Annotated in this window: 18 protein-coding genes; 8 read left to right on the top strand and 10 right to left on the bottom strand. The window is 52.3% G+C overall.

Features of this window, described 5'->3' with window-relative positions:
• Nucleotides 1–57: 57 nt before the first annotated feature.
• Nucleotides 58–1,398, bottom strand: a complete 1,341-nt coding sequence (gene truD / locus NWE93_08370) for a tRNA pseudouridine(13) synthase TruD (protein MCW4000241.1) — start codon at nt 1,396–1,398, stop codon at nt 58–60.
• Nucleotides 1,399–1,407: 9 nt separating this feature from the next.
• Nucleotides 1,408–1,773 (bottom strand): peptidyl-tRNA hydrolase Pth2, encoded by a 366-nt coding sequence (gene pth2, locus NWE93_08365; protein ID MCW4000240.1) that lies wholly within the window; start codon nt 1,771–1,773, stop codon nt 1,408–1,410.
• Nucleotides 1,774–1,949: 176 nt separating this feature from the next.
• On the opposite strand from pth2, the gene NWE93_08360 reads away from it, so the two are divergent.
• On the top strand, nt 1,950–2,561 hold the full coding sequence (locus NWE93_08360; GenBank protein ID MCW4000239.1) for a hypothetical protein: 612 nt from the start codon (nt 1,950–1,952) through the stop codon (nt 2,559–2,561).
• A gap of 57 nt (nt 2,562–2,618) precedes the next feature.
• Here the strand turns inward: NWE93_08360 and NWE93_08355 are convergent, their stop codons facing one another.
• On the bottom strand, nt 2,619–3,854 hold the full coding sequence (locus tag NWE93_08355; protein ID MCW4000238.1) for an NAD(P)/FAD-dependent oxidoreductase: 1,236 nt from the start codon (nt 3,852–3,854) through the stop codon (nt 2,619–2,621).
• A gap of 272 nt (nt 3,855–4,126) precedes the next feature.
• On the opposite strand from NWE93_08355, the gene NWE93_08350 reads away from it, so the two are divergent.
• Entirely contained in the window at nt 4,127–4,573 is a 447-nt protein-coding gene (locus tag NWE93_08350) for a hypothetical protein (protein ID MCW4000237.1), read from the top strand.
• Between the two features lies 1 nt (nt 4,574).
• Here NWE93_08350 and NWE93_08345 read toward each other — a convergent pair whose 3' ends face one another.
• From NWE93_08345 to NWE93_08335, 3 genes are read right to left on the bottom strand one after another with little or no spacing between them, the layout of a single operon-like run.
• Entirely contained in the window at nt 4,575–5,111 is a 537-nt protein-coding gene (locus NWE93_08345; GenBank protein ID MCW4000236.1) for a flavodoxin family protein, read from the bottom strand.
• 59 nt (nt 5,112–5,170) lie between these two features.
• Entirely contained in the window at nt 5,171–5,449 is a 279-nt protein-coding gene (locus NWE93_08340; GenBank protein MCW4000235.1) for an acylphosphatase, read from the bottom strand.
• 28 nt (nt 5,450–5,477) lie between these two features.
• Complete coding sequence (locus NWE93_08335) at nt 5,478–5,939, bottom strand: DNA-3-methyladenine glycosylase I (protein ID MCW4000234.1); 462 nt, start codon at nt 5,937–5,939, stop codon at nt 5,478–5,480.
• Between the two features lie 162 nt (nt 5,940–6,101).
• Between NWE93_08335 and NWE93_08330 the strand changes: the two genes are divergently transcribed.
• The gene (locus NWE93_08330; GenBank protein ID MCW4000233.1) at nt 6,102–6,434 is read left to right on the top strand and encodes a hypothetical protein; all 333 of its coding nucleotides are present in this window, start codon (nt 6,102–6,104) and stop codon (nt 6,432–6,434) included.
• Here NWE93_08330 and NWE93_08325 read toward each other — a convergent pair.
• Nucleotides 6,421–6,744 carry an arcadin 1 gene (locus tag NWE93_08325; protein MCW4000232.1) on the bottom strand — a complete coding sequence of 108 codons (324 nt, stop codon included), beginning with the start codon at nt 6,742–6,744 and terminating at the stop codon, nt 6,421–6,423. The genes NWE93_08330 and NWE93_08325 overlap by 14 nt on opposite strands.
• Before the next feature lie 46 nt (nt 6,745–6,790).
• Entirely contained in the window at nt 6,791–7,384 is a 594-nt protein-coding gene (locus tag NWE93_08320) for a PadR family transcriptional regulator (protein ID MCW4000231.1), read from the bottom strand.
• Between the two features lie 89 nt (nt 7,385–7,473).
• Between NWE93_08320 and NWE93_08315 the strand changes: the two genes are divergently transcribed.
• The 5 genes from NWE93_08315 to NWE93_08295 all read left to right on the top strand — a co-directional run bounded on the left by NWE93_08315 (nt 7,474) and on the right by NWE93_08295 (nt 13,327).
• Complete coding sequence (locus NWE93_08315) at nt 7,474–8,490, top strand: ATP-binding cassette domain-containing protein (protein ID MCW4000230.1); 1,017 nt, start codon at nt 7,474–7,476, stop codon at nt 8,488–8,490.
• Nucleotides 8,491–8,494: 4 nt separating this feature from the next.
• Nucleotides 8,495–10,573 (top strand): ABC transporter permease, encoded by a 2,079-nt coding sequence (locus NWE93_08310; protein ID MCW4000229.1) that lies wholly within the window; start codon nt 8,495–8,497, stop codon nt 10,571–10,573.
• Nucleotides 10,574–10,904: 331 nt separating this feature from the next.
• Entirely contained in the window at nt 10,905–11,939 is a 1,035-nt protein-coding gene (gene rtcA / locus NWE93_08305) for an RNA 3'-terminal phosphate cyclase (protein ID MCW4000228.1), read from the top strand.
• A 5-nt stretch (nt 11,940–11,944) separates the two neighbouring features.
• The gene (locus NWE93_08300) at nt 11,945–13,015 is read left to right on the top strand and encodes a class I SAM-dependent methyltransferase family protein (protein ID MCW4000227.1); all 1,071 of its coding nucleotides are present in this window, start codon (nt 11,945–11,947) and stop codon (nt 13,013–13,015) included.
• A 108-nt stretch (nt 13,016–13,123) separates the two neighbouring features.
• The gene (locus NWE93_08295; protein ID MCW4000226.1) at nt 13,124–13,327 is read left to right on the top strand and encodes a hypothetical protein; all 204 of its coding nucleotides are present in this window, start codon (nt 13,124–13,126) and stop codon (nt 13,325–13,327) included.
• Between the two features lie 26 nt (nt 13,328–13,353).
• Here the strand turns inward: NWE93_08295 and NWE93_08290 are convergent, their stop codons facing one another.
• Complete coding sequence (locus NWE93_08290) at nt 13,354–13,785, bottom strand: DUF371 domain-containing protein (GenBank protein MCW4000225.1); 432 nt, start codon at nt 13,783–13,785, stop codon at nt 13,354–13,356.
• Nucleotides 13,785–14,747 carry a helix-turn-helix domain-containing protein gene (locus tag NWE93_08285; GenBank protein MCW4000224.1) on the bottom strand — a complete coding sequence of 321 codons (963 nt, stop codon included), beginning with the start codon at nt 14,745–14,747 and terminating at the stop codon, nt 13,785–13,787. The genes NWE93_08290 and NWE93_08285 overlap by 1 nt, the downstream gene beginning before the upstream one ends.
• Nucleotides 14,748–14,802 lie beyond the last annotated feature (55 nt).

The following is a 14,802-nucleotide window of genomic DNA, read 5'->3' as shown; positions in this document are numbered from 1 at the left end:
AGCTGCTCCCGACAGTAGAGAAGTAGCTTCCCATTTATCAGCGTTTATGCAGTGCGCTTAGAAGCCTGCTGCCACGGGGTCTTGGGGCTTGATGAGTTCACGCAACAGCACGGTGGCGTAGCAGCCCCGCAGCAGCATAAAACATGCCTTCACCGTGCCATCTGAAATCTGATAAGTGAAATCCTTAACCGGTGTCGCAGCTGTCCGCAAGCCGCCTTTGCCGCCGACCCTTGAAAGCACATTAAACCGCAACCCCTCCTCGGAGATGTTCTCCTCACAGAGCACCCGCCGCTCCACCTCCCCCATGACGCCGCCGCTGAGCTTCTGCTTCACCCCAAAAATTGGCAGTGCAACCCGCATCTTTCCCGCCGCCACCGCAGAGTTAACCTGCCCCAGATTCTGCTCCGTCACAGCCTTCGGCATCGAAGTCAACGGCAAACCCGACCGCTCCACACCCACCACAAAATCCCCCACCGACGCCCCATTGAGAGGCAACCCCGCTTTGATGCGTCCGCTTAGGAAGCGGTTGAAGAGGTAGCTTTGGTGGGCTTGGACAAAGAGCGCTTGGAGCTTGGGGGGTAGCCGCTGGAAGGCGCCGACGAAATCCGTGGGGTTCTCTGCGAGGTGGCCTAGCATTTGGCGTTCGAACCGCAGCTGCTTGGGGTAACCTTCAGCGGCGCGTTTAAAGTCATGGGTATCTGCGAGTTCCTGGCGTGCCTGCCTCGAGGCGGGGTGCTCGTAGCTGCTGGGGTTTGCCAGAAACAGCATTGCTGCCTCCTCGAAGGCTCCGGCTGTGAGGGCTTTGCCGACCAGATGCGTGACGGGGCGGGTGGTGCCGAAGCGTTGGTGCCCAAAAAAGTTGGGGATGCCCCCGGCAGCGTCAAGTTCGCTGATTGCCGCGTTTATCTGCTCGACTGTGGCGTCTGCGCCCTTGATTGTGATTGTGAAGTGGTTGCCCAGAAGATAGAACAGCGAAAGCATCTCATGCACATAACCGACGGGGAATAACTGCACGCCGGTTACCTCGACTTTGGCGGCTTCCTCCACCGAAACGTTCTCAAGCGTGATGAACTGGGCAGTGACGGCTTTGGCGTCTTTGATGCCTGCGAACTGCAGCCGCCGCGGCTCAATCCCCAGTGCTTTCGCGACGTTTTTGGTGGCGATGAAGGTGTCCCAGTTACGCTTAATTAGCATGCAGAGCAGAAACCGCTGATGCGATGCGCTTGAGCCTAAAACCCTGCTTGGAACCTCGCAGTCGACGCTGGCTTTGGAGCCATCCACCAGGACCTCCTCCACCAAAAAATCCTCTGGCGCAGTCTTGATGGAGCCGCCGATGCCCACGGTATGGGTGGCGTAGACCTCCATGCCCAGCAGCCGATCGATGTCTGGAACAGCCAAAAAAGTCGCCTACAGCAGCTTAAGCTTTCCCGTTAAGCGGTCAATCATGCCGGTTGGGGCGGGTCCGATGCCAAGGCAGGTGATGCTGCCCTCTGGAATCTGAGTTAAGCCGCGGTCCACGATGAGCGCATGGGGCAACCCCAGGTCTTCGGCTGCCTCCTCAAGTTCGCAGAGCTCCTTTTCCGTGGCGACTTTAAGCGCAACCTTCTTTTGGCCCTCAAAAAGCCATGCATCCCACCACTTCTTATGATGAACATAAGCATCCTGCGCCGAGGAGATAGCTGCGTGCCCTGCCTGCGCCGCGATCTTGCCCTTACCCATCTGCAAATCCGTGCGGAAAACAATGACTTGCTTATACTCAAATTCGTCGGACATTTTTCTTACCCATTCTAAAATCCAACCATATACTTAAAAAGGTGCTTTTATGTTTAAGCGATAATCCCTTTTCTTTTCACACTTAGGAGAATTCTCTCCGATACTATTTGAGGTCACTCAGTTTAGAGTATATCTTTAAATGGGTAACTAATTAAGCTAACAACCGTTGATACGGTATGACTAAGGAAGAAAGAATGCTTGTTGCGCTTGATTTTATTAACAAAGCAAATGATTTGACAGCTAGCTTGATAGAAGATATTACTGCCAATATAGACAAGTCTAACTTAAGTAAGGATTCAATTGAAGAGCGGTTGTATAAGATTGAACAAATTGCTAAACAGTTATCGACCTTTTATGAAAAATGGAATGAATCAGGGGGAGAGGGTGGTTATTCAACTCTGGGCAGGGAGGTTGATATGACATTATTACTCTGTGGTAATTTTGATAGAAAACAATTGAAAATTACTATGGTTCGCATTACTGCAGCCGATGTTGCTCTCAGAGGATTAGAATGCATAAGATACCATACAGATGATTTTGTAAACGACAGCAAAAAAAGAAAAGAACTTACCTGTGTCAATAAAGGGAATTCACTAAAAGAATTAATCAATAGAATAATAAACGAATTAGAAAAAGACTCTGAATCACTAAAGCAGCAATGCAATAATGCAAGTTTATATTACCAAATTCTTATGGTTTCAAGAGCAGTAAAAATAGCCTATGCTTCCTTTGCTGTTTCAAGTTTTGCGTTTGCCTTAACAATATTACAAGCGATACACATCATCTAAGTTACGTTTTAGTAAATCATTTATCTAGTTTTAACGGCATTTTACTCATCCTTGACTTCATGTAGACAGGTAGAGTAGCCCAAAGTACGCGAGTGCCGCCAGCATCTGCGGTTTTGTCGCCACGGAAAGGAGCAGTTGGCCCTGGTAGTCGATTTCATCTGCATCAGCGAGTGCTTTGTCTACGCCGAGTTTGCGGCATACCCGCAGCATCTCATCTAGCCTCTCATCGGAGAGCGAATCCAAAAACCGCCGTAGCCGCAGCATCACGCGGAAATCAAAGCCAAACAGGTCACTGCATCGTTTCTGGTACTCGCAGAGCGCATGGGCTGAGACATCGCCGCTTTGGAGGGCGCGGCTGATTACGTCTGCTGCTTGGGTGGCTGCGGTTAAGCCGAAGATGACTCCTCCGCCCGTGGTGGGTTTAACCTGTGAGGCGCAGTCGCCGACGGCGAGGAATCCGCCGGTGTAGGCTCGGGGGATGGGCCCGCCCAGCGAGATGCCGTGGTAGCCTGCCGACGTGATTTTGGCTTTGGCAAGCTGCTTTGACGCAGCGGGGTGCTTGGTCATTAGCCGCCGCAGGTAAGCCTGGGGGTTGCCGTGGTTGGTGGCTAAGCCCAGTTTGGCGGTGCCGTCGCGGCGTGGGATAAGCCAGCCGTAGAAGCCCGGGGCGTAGGCTTTGCCGAAGTAAACCTCCACTGCGTCTGGCTCGAGGTCTTGGGCGCCCTCGATTTCGGTTTCCACCGCATAGACAAGCCCGCTAGGTTGCAGCGTTTTCAGTCCCGCCTGCCTTAGCAGCCGCGACGAGATGCCCTCGCAGTCCACCACAACTTTCGAGTTCACAGTTTCTTGGCCGCCGCTTGATGCAACCTTTAGTCCTCCAACGCCGCCCTTGCCCACCAGAAGCGAATCCACACGCGCGCCCAGCCTAAACTGTGCTCCCGCCGCCTGCGCCATCTCCGCAAGGTACCCATCGAAGCGTGCCCGATTAAGCGCCACCGTGACTGGGCAGGAGAGGTGCAGGCTGAATTTGGTTCCATGGGGTGAGTAAAAGTTGGCTGCGCGGAACCGGTTTTCCTCGATGCCTGATGGGAGGGGGTAGAGGCCGAGGTTTCTGAGGCTGCGGATGCTGATGTGGCCTGCGCAGTGACTGGGCACCCCGATTTGGCTGTGTTCCTCGTAGACGGCGGCTTTTATGCCCAGTTTTGCCAGCTGCAGCGCCGTGTAGCTGCCGGCGGGTCCAGCGCCCACTATGGCAATGTCGGGGTCTGCGGGGCTGGGGGGCTTGGGCGTCATAGGTATGGATTGCCCTGCTTTGTATTTAAGCAAAGGGGCAGAAGCCTTAGGCGAAAGGCAGCAGAAGTTGAACCGCCAGTTCACTCTATAAATAGAGGGGGGGTAGATAGGTGCAAGCAACAGCATCTCTCCTTCGCAATTTGTGCTGCCGCAGAAAGCGCCATTTCCGGCAAGACCCCAACTTTTTCTGCGAGTATCCGGCTGCTTTGTTGTGATTTAGGAAAAAAAGTAATAAGCATCGGGGCTGTTTAGGGGTTTATGAGGGAGCGCACGTGAGCAGTGAGAGGGATAAGCTCAATCAGCTTTTGGCTAAAGTGGAAGAGATATCGGTTACTTTAAACAGGGTTTCTGAGGAACTGCGGACGGTTTCGGCGTCTTTGAAGTCACTGGCAGTGGGACAAATCACCCAGCCTCCACCAGCAAAACCCGCATCCGCCCCAGCGCCCATCCCCGCGCCTGCACCGAAACCTGCGCCGGCACCCGCCCCGCCAGCTGACTCCAAAAAGCGCTCGCTCGACGACATCCGCATGAGTTTCCCCGAGGAACTTGAAGCCCGCCTCGGCTTTGAGGAACGCGGAGAATTCATAATCATAAAACCCAAACAGTTCCTGGGTTCGGAGAACTTCGCAAAAATAGCCTCAGCCGCCCGAGGCATGGGCGGCGAATACATCAGCGCAGGCAAAGACAGCCACTTCCGCGTACCAAAAAACAAAGCCTAATCTAACCGAGGCTTCTGCCAACCGCTTCCGCGTCACTTAGCACCTGGGGATTCTGGCGCACCTCAGCTTTCTCGTAGGCTTTAGGCAGCAGAACACCCGCCAACTCCATCCCCAGATACCTAAACGACAAACTAAACATGGCAACGATGTGGCTGCAGGCGTCGGCTCCTTCCTCAGAGGGCACCACCACAACTGCCTTTTTGCCGGCGAGCTTCTTTGAGGCAATGTAGGGGCGCAACCGATCAACCAGCAGCTTCATGGTTGCTGAGGCGCCATACCAGTAAAGCGGCGTACCAAACACCACCACATCCGCCGTCTCCAGTTTAGGATAAAGCGTCTGCATGCCATCTTGGAAAACGCAGCGTAAGCTGCCTTGTTTGCAGGCGCGGCAATCTACACAGGGCTCAATGTTCACGTCGTAGAGGTACACCTTTTCGGCTGCATAGCCCTTGTCGGCGGCGCCTTTCAGGATGGCGTCTACCATCAGGTCTGTGTTGCCGCCTCTTCGGGGGCTACCTACTAAACCCAGAATCTTCAAGCTTTCCCTCACAAGATAGGTTTGAAACCAAAATTTAACTCTTAACCCTGCCAGCCCAGCTAGTAAGCAACCTCGAAGCCGGCGAACTCGCCCCTATACGGTTCCCAGGATACCTCAAACGCTGTTACCGAAGCGCTTTGGGGTCCATGGCGGCAATACTCCACCATCGCCCTTACCGCTTCCTCTTCGCCTTCAAAAACAGCTTCAACCCGCCCATCCTCAAGGTTACGTACCCAACCCGTTGCGCCCTGGATCTGTGCTTGCCGCTTCGTATGCTGCCTAAAGTAGACGCCCTGCACTTTGCCGCCGACGTAGATGTGCGCTCTGGTTTTTGCCATAGCTAAAGCATTTTTCTGCCTGATTTAATTAATATTGCTCTGGCTCGACGTCTTCGCCGACGGAGTAAAGGAACAGGCTTGCCGATGAGGGACCCAGCCACTTGAATTTGTTAACTAAATCCTTGACTGCAGAGGCATAGTTGCCTGCTTTGCCAAGGCTTTTTAGGTACCGCTGGAAGGAACCGTAGCGTTTCTGTATGGCTGCGAAGTTTTGGGCGTTCCCGATGACGGCTCGGATTTTGGCTTTGTTGCGAATTATCCCCTCGTTCTGCAGTAGCCTAGCTACGTCTGCATCGGTGAAGGCGGCGACTTTTTCGATGTCAAACCCCAAAAACGCAACTCGAATGTCACTCCATTTTTTATCCACCACATGCCAGTTTAAGCCAGCCTCAAAAATCACCCTGCACATGTTCTCAAAGTAGGCATTATCGTTAGGCGGATGCTTGTTGCGGTACCACCAACTGGGCATCTGCCAGCCCTGATGCTGCATAATCTCACCAGAAATCCATCTCGGAGGGCTTGATTTAAGCGGTTGTGGGTGTTGCGTTGCAGCCACGAGACTTCACTTTCAGTTACCCCTCCACATATCCGCGGTGTCGATTCTGGCTGTGCCTTAAAAGGAGTTTCCGGCAACTTAGACCTGTGGTGCTATATGTTTAAGGCAAACCAGGGTAAACTGATGGTTTACGCTTCCACGGGGTTCCCCAGCAGACGCCTCGAATCCGTGCGCTCCGCCGCCAAGCAAACCGCGGCTCAGTTGAATCTGGATTTCGAGATAGTCCGCTTTGAGCGGGCAGCCTCCCCAATCTATGTCTACTACGAAGAAAACGATGGCGAACCGATTCCCCTCTACTGTGACGAAGGAAAAATGTCGGGTCTAAAGGAAATCAGCAGTGCACTCCGGCACATGATGTTTGTGCTTTCGTTTCACCCTAAGCATCTGGCGTTGGCGCAGATGAGAAGTGAGTTGCTTAAACTTTCCTGAAGCGAATCGCTTGGTTCTCAAGGGCGACCTCGTAGACCTGGTTAACGTCAAAGATTATGCCTAAGCTGTCGTATTCATCTTCGGTGAGGAACAAGATGATTTTAGGCGTCGCCAATTGGCTGCGCTGGGGCAGAAACGGCATCTGCTGCTGGATTGCCTGCATGAGGTCCTGCGCCATTTTGGCTTCGTCAGACTGGGGCCGCACAATGTAGGGGTTAACTTCGCGTTCCTCAAGAAGCTCAATTCTTTTTCCTAGGTTGCCGTCTACGTCGCGGGTTGATTCGATTTTGTTGACTCTAACACGGAACAAGCAATTCACTCTCGCATAATGTTAAGCAGCACTAAAATTTAAACCATTAAGCCGTTCCCTGCTCCCCCGAACTGGAAGGCGCCTGCCGCTTTAACTGCACAATCCGCTCGTCAAGTTGCTTGAGGCGCTCTTTGATGGCTTTAATGTGTTCAACTGAATGTTTACGTTCCGCTTCGAGCTGCTGGAGGGTTACAGCTGAGTCTTTTTTATCCTCCAAAAAGGGTGTTAACGGCGTATGCATGGGGGGCGGAGGCGTGGGGCTTTCGATATTGAGGACTTCTTTGGCGAATTCCATGAAGAGCCCGTTTACGGTGTTGAAGATTTCTGTTTGTTTTATGATGGCGCGTTTTAGGATGGCGTTGCCTGAGGGGGTTATGGTGTAGACTTTTTGGCGGCGGTTTCTCTGGGTTTGCCATTGTCCTTTGATGTAGCCTGATGCTTCGAGGTCGTTGAGTATGGGGTAGACGCCGCCGGGGGTTGGTTGCCAGAAGCCTTTGGTGCGGCTGTTGATTTCCTTCATGAGTTCGTAGCCGTGGGCTGGTTTTTTGTTGAGTAGGATGAGGACGCCCATGCGTATGTAGCCTTTTTGTGCTTCTTTGAGCCAGTTCTGGGTTGTCTCGTCTTCGGCGTGGGGTTTCATGGTGGTCGATTATATAGATGATTATAGGTAATACTTATATTTTACCGCAATATATTGCAACCAATAATATAGGTAATGGGTTGTTCCCAATGGATAAAGGCAACATCATCGAAGTGCGAAACCTCACCAAAACATTCGGCAAATTCACCGCCGTAGACGACATCAGCTTCGAAGTCAAAAAAGGAGAAATCTTCGGGCTACTGGGCCCAAACGGAGCAGGCAAAAGCACCACTCTTCGCATGCTCTCTACACTCTCAAGGCCCACCAAAGGATCAGCCTCCATAAGCGGATATGACACAGTCAAAAACGACATACAAGTCCGCGAACACATCGGCATAGTAAGCGAGAAAATGATCATTTACAACCGATTAACCGCCAAAGAAAACCTATCGTTCTTCGGCACCCTCTACAACATCCCCAAAGACAAGTTAAACAAGAAAATCGATGACCTATTAGAATTCGTTCAGCTAACCAAATTCAAGAACGCCCAAGTCGGCACCTATTCAACTGGCATGCGGCAGCGAATGAATGTTATCCGCGCGTTGCTAAACGACCCCGAGGTGCTGTTTCTCGATGAACCCACCTTAGGTTTAGATCCCCAGACTTCGGTTGAAATCCGCGAGTACATAAAAAAACTCAACCAAGAAAACGGCACCACCGTCATCTTGACAACTCACATTATGGTTGACGCTGATTTGCTCTGTGACCGAATAGCTGTGGTTGACCATGGCAAAATCATAGCGCTGGATTCACCGACTAACCTTAAAAAAATCATCTCCGGAGGAGACACCATGATTATCCGATTGGAAGTCGCGAACCTAAACCAAGACATGCTTTCAGCCCTTAAAGAAATTGACTGCATAGACCAAGTTGCCCAGGAAACCGGCACTCAACTGCACATAATCGTTCATGGAGAAGAAGCCTTCGACAGAATCGTGGATGTCATCCGCAGGCAAAACGGCAAAATCACATCTATGTCAAACCTTCAGCCTTCCCTTGAAGACGTGTTCCTCCATATTACCGGCCACCAAGTTAGAGACAGCGCCGACCAAAAAATCCCAAATGAGCACCGAAGGTTTGGTGCGCCACAGAGCAGAGTGAGGTAAGATCATGACGGCAAAAACCATCCTTAAGCATACTCTTCGTATCGCCTGGAAAGACCTGATGGAGCTTTTCCGCAACCGGTTAGGTCTTGTGTTGTTGATTGTTATGCCGCTGTTCATGATGGTTATGGTCGGCTTCATTTATCCCTCGGATAGTGCGGCGCCAACCGACATGCCCATCGCATTCGTCAACCAGGACGTTGGCTATAATGGCTCAACGGTTCCAAGCCAAACCTTCTACACGGTATTGACCGCCATAAACAACCAAACCCACCTGATGAAACTCTCTAACGCGACTAGCCAAAGCGAGGTGACGGAGTCGATTCAGCGGGGCGAACTAGACGGTGCCATAGTGTTATCGGGTAATTTCAGTGAATGCCTCCTTAATGGGGAGCAGGGCGTCGTGCAAATCATAACTGATCAGTCTAACCCGCAGATGTCCGCCACTGTCAGGGGAATTTTGACGTCAATAATCGGTGAGATGGGCACCATGATGGCTCAGCAAACCACCATTTACACGCACCCAACACTCAACGACACGCAGGCTTTAGCGATGGTGCAGCCCTTCACGGCATCGATTCCCACTCAAAGCGCAACCCAAACTAGCCTAAGCAGCAACTTGCCCGTTGCACTTGTTAACTTAGATTCAGGCTACAGCGGCTCAACTGCCCCCAGCACCGCTTTCACTGCGACGCTGCAGGCTATAAACAGCCAAACTGGCTTGCTTAAACTCACTTTAACCACCAATGTTACCTCTGCTCAGGCGGCTATAGCCAACGGCACAATATATGGTGCCATAGTGTTGCCCAGCAACTTTAGCGAGTGCCTCCTGACGGGGAAGCAGGGCGCCATCAGCATCTTAACCAACACATCTAACCCCATTACATCCGCGACGGTAAGCGGCATGTTAACGGGGATAGTTAATCAGATTGGTACATTGTCGGCTCAGCAATCAGTGCTTACAGTTGCTCCCTCTATCTCAAGCAGCCAAGCCTTAGCGGTGGTGCAGCCCTTCACGGTTTCAGCTCCAACAGTGAACCTGCAGCTGGGCTCCACAAGCACACTTAAAGTGGGCTTAGTTAACCTGGATAGTGGCTACAACGGCTCCGTGGCGATGAGCGATGCCTTCACAGCGATGCTTGAGGGCATAAACAACCAGACAAAAATCATGAAAATCACCGCTCTGACAAGTGAAAGCGCAGCTAAAGACATGATTAACGCGGGAACGCTTGATGGCGCCATAATATTGCCCAGCAACTTCAGCGAAGTCGTCTCCACTGGGCAGCAGGGAACCGTCAAAATCTTAGCTGACACCAAAAACCCCATCCAGTCAGCCACCGTCACCGCCACCTTGTCCACGATAGTTAACCAGATGAGTACGCTGATGGCTCAGCAAACCATGCTGCTAACCCACCCCATCATCAGCGACGCAACCGCTTTAGCAATGGTGCAGCCATACGTTGTTCCAACTCAGGAATCAAGCAACTACTTCAACTTCATTGCGCCTGGCATCATGGCTATGACAGTGATGATGAGCGTTATGACAGGGTTGCCGGTGGCGATTAGCCAGGAGAAGGAAATCGGCACCATGGACGGCATGATGGTTGCCCCAGTTAATCGCCTCTCGATATTGCTGGGTAAAACGTTGGCGCAGACTGGCCGCGGCTTAATCCAGGGCGTCATTATTTTAGCGTTAGCTATCGGCATCTTCGGCGTAACCATACAGGGTAATATTCTGCTGGTGTTTGCGCTTTTGCTGCTGGGCGTGTTTAGCTTCGTGGGCTTGGGCATAGTGATTACCTCATTTACCAAGGACCAGGAGACCGCGCAGATGCTGATGATGACTTTGATGTTTCCGATGATGTTCCTCAGCGGGGTCTTCTTCCCGATTCAGCAGATGCCCTGGTACATGCAGTCCATCAGCCAGTTCCTGCCGTTAACCTACGCTTCAGATGCGCTGCGTAAGGTGATGGTGCTGGGCGCCGGCGTACCCCAAATAAGCAACGAGTTGATTATACTAGCAGTGTTCGGCATCGTCATGATAGCCATCGCGCTGCCAGTGTTCCGGCGGATGATGACAAGGTAGGAGAAAAAAACAAATGAGTACGCTTTGCAGTAAATGCCCCTTCTTTCAGCTTCCCCAGATATTGAAGAGGAAAAACTCGCGGAAACGCTGCCGCCTCGAACCCCAGCGGCAACTCCGCATATATAAATGCAAAGACTTCCCCGAAAAACACCTAAAATAGCGCACGTTGAGTTTAAGCAGCATAGCCGCGCTCCTGTTGCCCTCCCACAGAGACCTCCCTCCCCTTATTTATAGGCAGGCAAATGTGGCGACGGCGCCGTTGGGGGGTCTGTTGTTCCTGAGAAATGGTTGGGGACTTATTTTTTAGTTTGGCCCCGCTATAATTTCAAGTATGTTTGAAGTCGATGGTAGCCAGAAAAGCGGCAGCGGAACCCTTCTGCGATTAGCCGTAGCCCTCTCAGCCATCAAAGCAGAGCCGCTCCACATCACCAACATCCGAGCCAGCCGCCCCCAGCCCGGCCTCAAACGCCAGCACCTCGAGGCTGTGCTCACCGCCGCTAAACTCTGCAACGCCAAACTGCAGGGCGCAACGTTGGGTTCACGGGAACTCACCTTTACCCCAGGCGAGGTCTGCGGCGGAAAAGTGGAAGCCCTCATCGAAACCGCCGGAAGCATCCCTATGCTGTTTATGGCGGCGCTGCCCATATGCCTCTATGCCCAAGCACCCGTGCAGATACATGTCCAAAAGGGCGGAACCGACACCACGCATGCGCCAACCATCAACTACCTCCGACATGTCCTGTTGCCCACGCTGCGCCAGATGGGTGCGGAAGCGGAAATCCGTGTTCAAAGCTACGGTTACTACCCCAAGGGCATGGGCGAAGCAACTCTGACTGTGCAGCCAAACCGACATCTCAAACCGATTCTGCTGGATAAATTCGGCGTTCTCAAAGGCATCCATGGCGTTTCTGTCGATACTTGTCTGGGTGACCGGCAGGTTGCTCAGCGCCAAGCAAAAGCCGCCGCAAATCTGCTAACTCAGGGAGGCTACAAATCCGACATCCAAGTCGTCAACGACCAATCTAACCCCCTACAGAAGGGCAGCTCCATCGTGCTGTGGGCGGAAACCGACAGTGGAGTTCGGGTCGGCGCCGACTCCATTGGGCAACTGCGCAAATTGGCTGAGGACGTCGGAGTGGAAGCCGCCAAAAACCTCCTGTGCGAGCTTCAAGCCCAAACAACCGCCGACATATTCCTTGCGGATATGCTGATTCCCTACATGGCGCTCGCCGAGGGCACATCGGTAATCTATAGCCGAGCCATAAGCGAGCACATAGAAGCCAACATCTGGCTAGTGGAAAAGATGCTAAACGCCCAATTCAGCATCCAAAAAGTTAACAGTCTCTACCGCATAGAAAAAAGCTGAAAGCTATGCCCCGACCCTCCCTGTGCATCAAAGTTCCCAAAAATCAGGGCGAAAAAACCCTCACGTTAGCCGCAAAACTGGGTTTAGCTGACAAAACACTGGTTATCCAACGTGAAGAGGGCAGCCTCTGCATTCCTCTGCTCAGGGAACCCGGGGGCATAGAGCTTGCAACCCTTAAAAGCCAAATCTCTGACTTCAGCCTCTTCACCGCTGCATTCAGCGAGAAACAGCAGCCCCCCGAATCATTAAACCAAGCTCTCCAAGATAAACTTCCCACTGCGTTGCTTGCCAGCGTCCCCCAAGCATATGACGTTATAGGCGACATCGTGGTAATCGACCTACCAGCGAAACTTAAACCATACCAGGAACTCGTCGGCGAAGCAGTCCTGCAAATCCAGAAAAGCGCCAAAACCGTGCTTGCCAAAGCAGGCGACATCAGCGGCGTCTACCGCGTCCGCGACTACACCTACATTGCAGGTGAACATAAGACGCAGACGGTGCACCGCGAATTCGGCTGCAGCTTTCACGTGGATTTGGCACGGGCTTATTTTTCGCCTAGACTCAGCCATGAGCACATGCGGGTGGCTGGTTTAGTTGCTGCCGGCGAGGTGGTGGCGGATTTGTTTGCTGGAGTTGGCCCCTTCTCGGTTTTGATTGGCAAGAAATGCCCCTTCGCAAAGGTCTACGCGGTGGACCTTAACCCCGACGCGGTGGAGCTGCTTGAGCTCAACGTCCGCGTTAACCGAGTGGTCAGCAACGTTTTCCCCATGCTTGCCGACGCCCGGATAGCCGCCGGGGGCAAACTCCGCGGCAGAGCCGACCGCGTCATCATGAATCTGCCTGAAACCGCCCTTGACTTTGTGGATGCCGCCTGCAGCGCCGTTAAGCCTGATGGGGGCGTGGTGCATTTCTATGGGTTTGTGCGTCAACCCGACTCCGTTGAGAACTTTAAGCTGCGCTTCTCCGATGCGGTGGCTCAGAATGGGCGCTGTGTGGAGGAGTTTTTGCTTGTGCGCAGCATCCGCGAGACAGCGCCGTTTGAGTCGCAGGTTGCCTTAGACGCGAAAATCCGCTGAGCATCGGTGTTCTATCGCTTAGCGCTTGGGCTCTAACTCTTAGAGGTGCCTCTTCTAAATGGTAGGGCTATAATCTCCACAGCCTATACCCCTATCGGGTGAAGCGGGATGCAGTACATAATACAGCAAGAACAAAACATGCGGAAACTAGTGCAGTTGAAACTGGCGATTTTCTGTTTTATCGCTTTGTTTGTAACTTTAATCGGGTTAGGCCAAATGTTCAGCAACAGCGTTTTGACAATTGGCGGTTTGCTGTTCTTCACCGCTGCCGCCGCCGCAATAACCTACTATCTGGTGCTAACAGAAGCCTAACGCCCCACCGAATAAGCAAGCCAGCGCTACACCTGCAAAGTTAAGGTTAAAGTGACTTGCTGCTTTGGGTTTCTGAGTTTCTCCACCACTGCCCGCGAGAGGTCGCCGGATGATTTGTCGGCTTTCACAGCCAGAGTTCGGTCAGAAACAAAGTCGCTTTTCCGTATCACCAAATCGTTAGGGTGACTCAGCGCCAAATCGGGGGAGCCATAAGCGCTTATTTGACCCACTAACCCATCTACCTCGAGCTGGATGCTTAATTTCGCGTTTGGCCGCCGCAGCGCAGCCTTGAATTTCTCGCTTAAATCCGCCACAGATTTGTCAGCTGCCACCGCTACCACGCAGTCGCCCCTTTTGGTTACCTGACGCTCTTTGGTAAACATAATCGTTGTCGGGTGACAGGATTGGATGTTTGGGTGCCCGTAGGCATGGATGACTTCAACCAGTGTTTTTGTCATTACTCTCGGACCTCGATGGAGTCTACTTTGCCGTCGCCGTCTAAATCGAATCCGGTGATAGCCGCCGCAAACGTGTCTTCGCCATGGTACTTCTCAAGGGTTTTCGCGTAGAAATTCGTCAGCGCAATTACGCAGGCTTTGGTTCCCACCGCCTTGTTGCCTGCTAAGACCACGATGCATTTGCTGCTGTCCCAGGGGTTAACGATTTTCGCCACCAACCCCGACATGTCGGATAAGTAAACCTGCCCGGTCTTTTTCGACGATAACCCCCCCAAAAGGAAGCCCTGGGGCGAAGACTGCATGTTGAATTTGATGGGTAAGTATTCGTTTATTTCCTGAGTTAGAAAGTTGGTGCCTGGGCCGCCGACTAAGATAAGGTTGTTTTTTTCTTCCTTCTCCGCCTTCACATCCACGTCGAGCTTCACCGCGAATTCACTGGGCATCTTGGCGAATTGCCCCAAAAACAAGGCGAGGTGCGCGGCGTAGTGGCCGTCTCGGGCGCTGGTTTTGAAGGGGCCATGCGGCATGGGGCTGCCTACCACGATTTTGCCGTCGAAGACGCCGTTGCTGATGAATTCTTTAAAGAAGCCCTGTAGCTGCGGAGCTATGCTTTCCATGCAGAGGTTCTGTATGGGTTTGTAGCCCTCGGGGAACTCTATGCCGAACGCTGGGGAGACGGGTTTGTAGTATTTGGCGGTGGCGCCTTTCTTTTTATCTTCCCGCGTTACCACGATGACGCCGGCTTTGGCGAGTTTGCGGATGTGGTAGTAGATTTTCTGTTCATGCATGCCTAGGCGCTTGGCGATTTCGAGGGGGTACATTTCTTTTTGGTTGAGGAGGCTGAGGATTTTCCAGCTGAGTTCGCCGAGTATGTTTTTGAGTTTTTGGGAGTCTTGGATGATGCTGATTTCTTTGATTTGCTGTGTTGTGCCGTCGTCTTGGAGGAGCATTTTTTTGTCCATGGTTATCCAGTGGTTTACTGCGCTGGTGCTATTAAAAATTTCTTTATAGTGGTCG

It is taken from the genome of Candidatus Bathyarchaeota archaeon, from assembly GCA_026014735.1.
GTDB lineage: Archaea > Thermoproteota > Bathyarchaeia > Bathyarchaeales > Bathycorpusculaceae > Bathycorpusculum.
This window is presented reverse-complemented; position numbering and strand designations above follow the sequence as displayed.

Coding starts and splice junctions, on each gene's coding strand:
- pth2 (MCW4000240.1), bottom strand. CDS start 1,773: ATGTCCGACGAATTTGAGTATAAGCAAGTCATTGTTTTCCGCACGGAT.
- NWE93_08360 (MCW4000239.1), top strand. CDS start 1,950: ATGACTAAGGAAGAAAGAATGCTTGTTGCGCTTGATTTTATTAACAAA.
- NWE93_08355 (MCW4000238.1), bottom strand. CDS start 3,854: ATGACGCCCAAGCCCCCCAGCCCCGCAGACCCCGACATTGCCATAGTG.
- NWE93_08340 (MCW4000235.1), bottom strand. CDS start 5,449: ATGGCAAAAACCAGAGCGCACATCTACGTCGGCGGCAAAGTGCAGGGC.
- NWE93_08335 (MCW4000234.1), bottom strand. CDS start 5,939: ATGCAGCATCAGGGCTGGCAGATGCCCAGTTGGTGGTACCGCAACAAG.
- NWE93_08330 (MCW4000233.1), top strand. CDS start 6,102: ATGTTTAAGGCAAACCAGGGTAAACTGATGGTTTACGCTTCCACGGGG.
- NWE93_08320 (MCW4000231.1), bottom strand. CDS start 7,384: ATGAAACCCCACGCCGAAGACGAGACAACCCAGAACTGGCTCAAAGAA.
- NWE93_08315 (MCW4000230.1), top strand. CDS start 7,474: ATGGATAAAGGCAACATCATCGAAGTGCGAAACCTCACCAAAACATTC.
- NWE93_08310 (MCW4000229.1), top strand. CDS start 8,495: ATGACGGCAAAAACCATCCTTAAGCATACTCTTCGTATCGCCTGGAAA.
- rtcA (MCW4000228.1), top strand. CDS start 10,905: ATGTTTGAAGTCGATGGTAGCCAGAAAAGCGGCAGCGGAACCCTTCTG.
- NWE93_08300 (MCW4000227.1), top strand. CDS start 11,945: ATGCCCCGACCCTCCCTGTGCATCAAAGTTCCCAAAAATCAGGGCGAA.
- NWE93_08295 (MCW4000226.1), top strand. CDS start 13,124: ATGCAGTACATAATACAGCAAGAACAAAACATGCGGAAACTAGTGCAG.
- NWE93_08290 (MCW4000225.1), bottom strand. CDS start 13,785: ATGACAAAAACACTGGTTGAAGTCATCCATGCCTACGGGCACCCAAAC.
- NWE93_08285 (MCW4000224.1), bottom strand. CDS start 14,747: ATGGACAAAAAAATGCTCCTCCAAGACGACGGCACAACACAGCAAATC.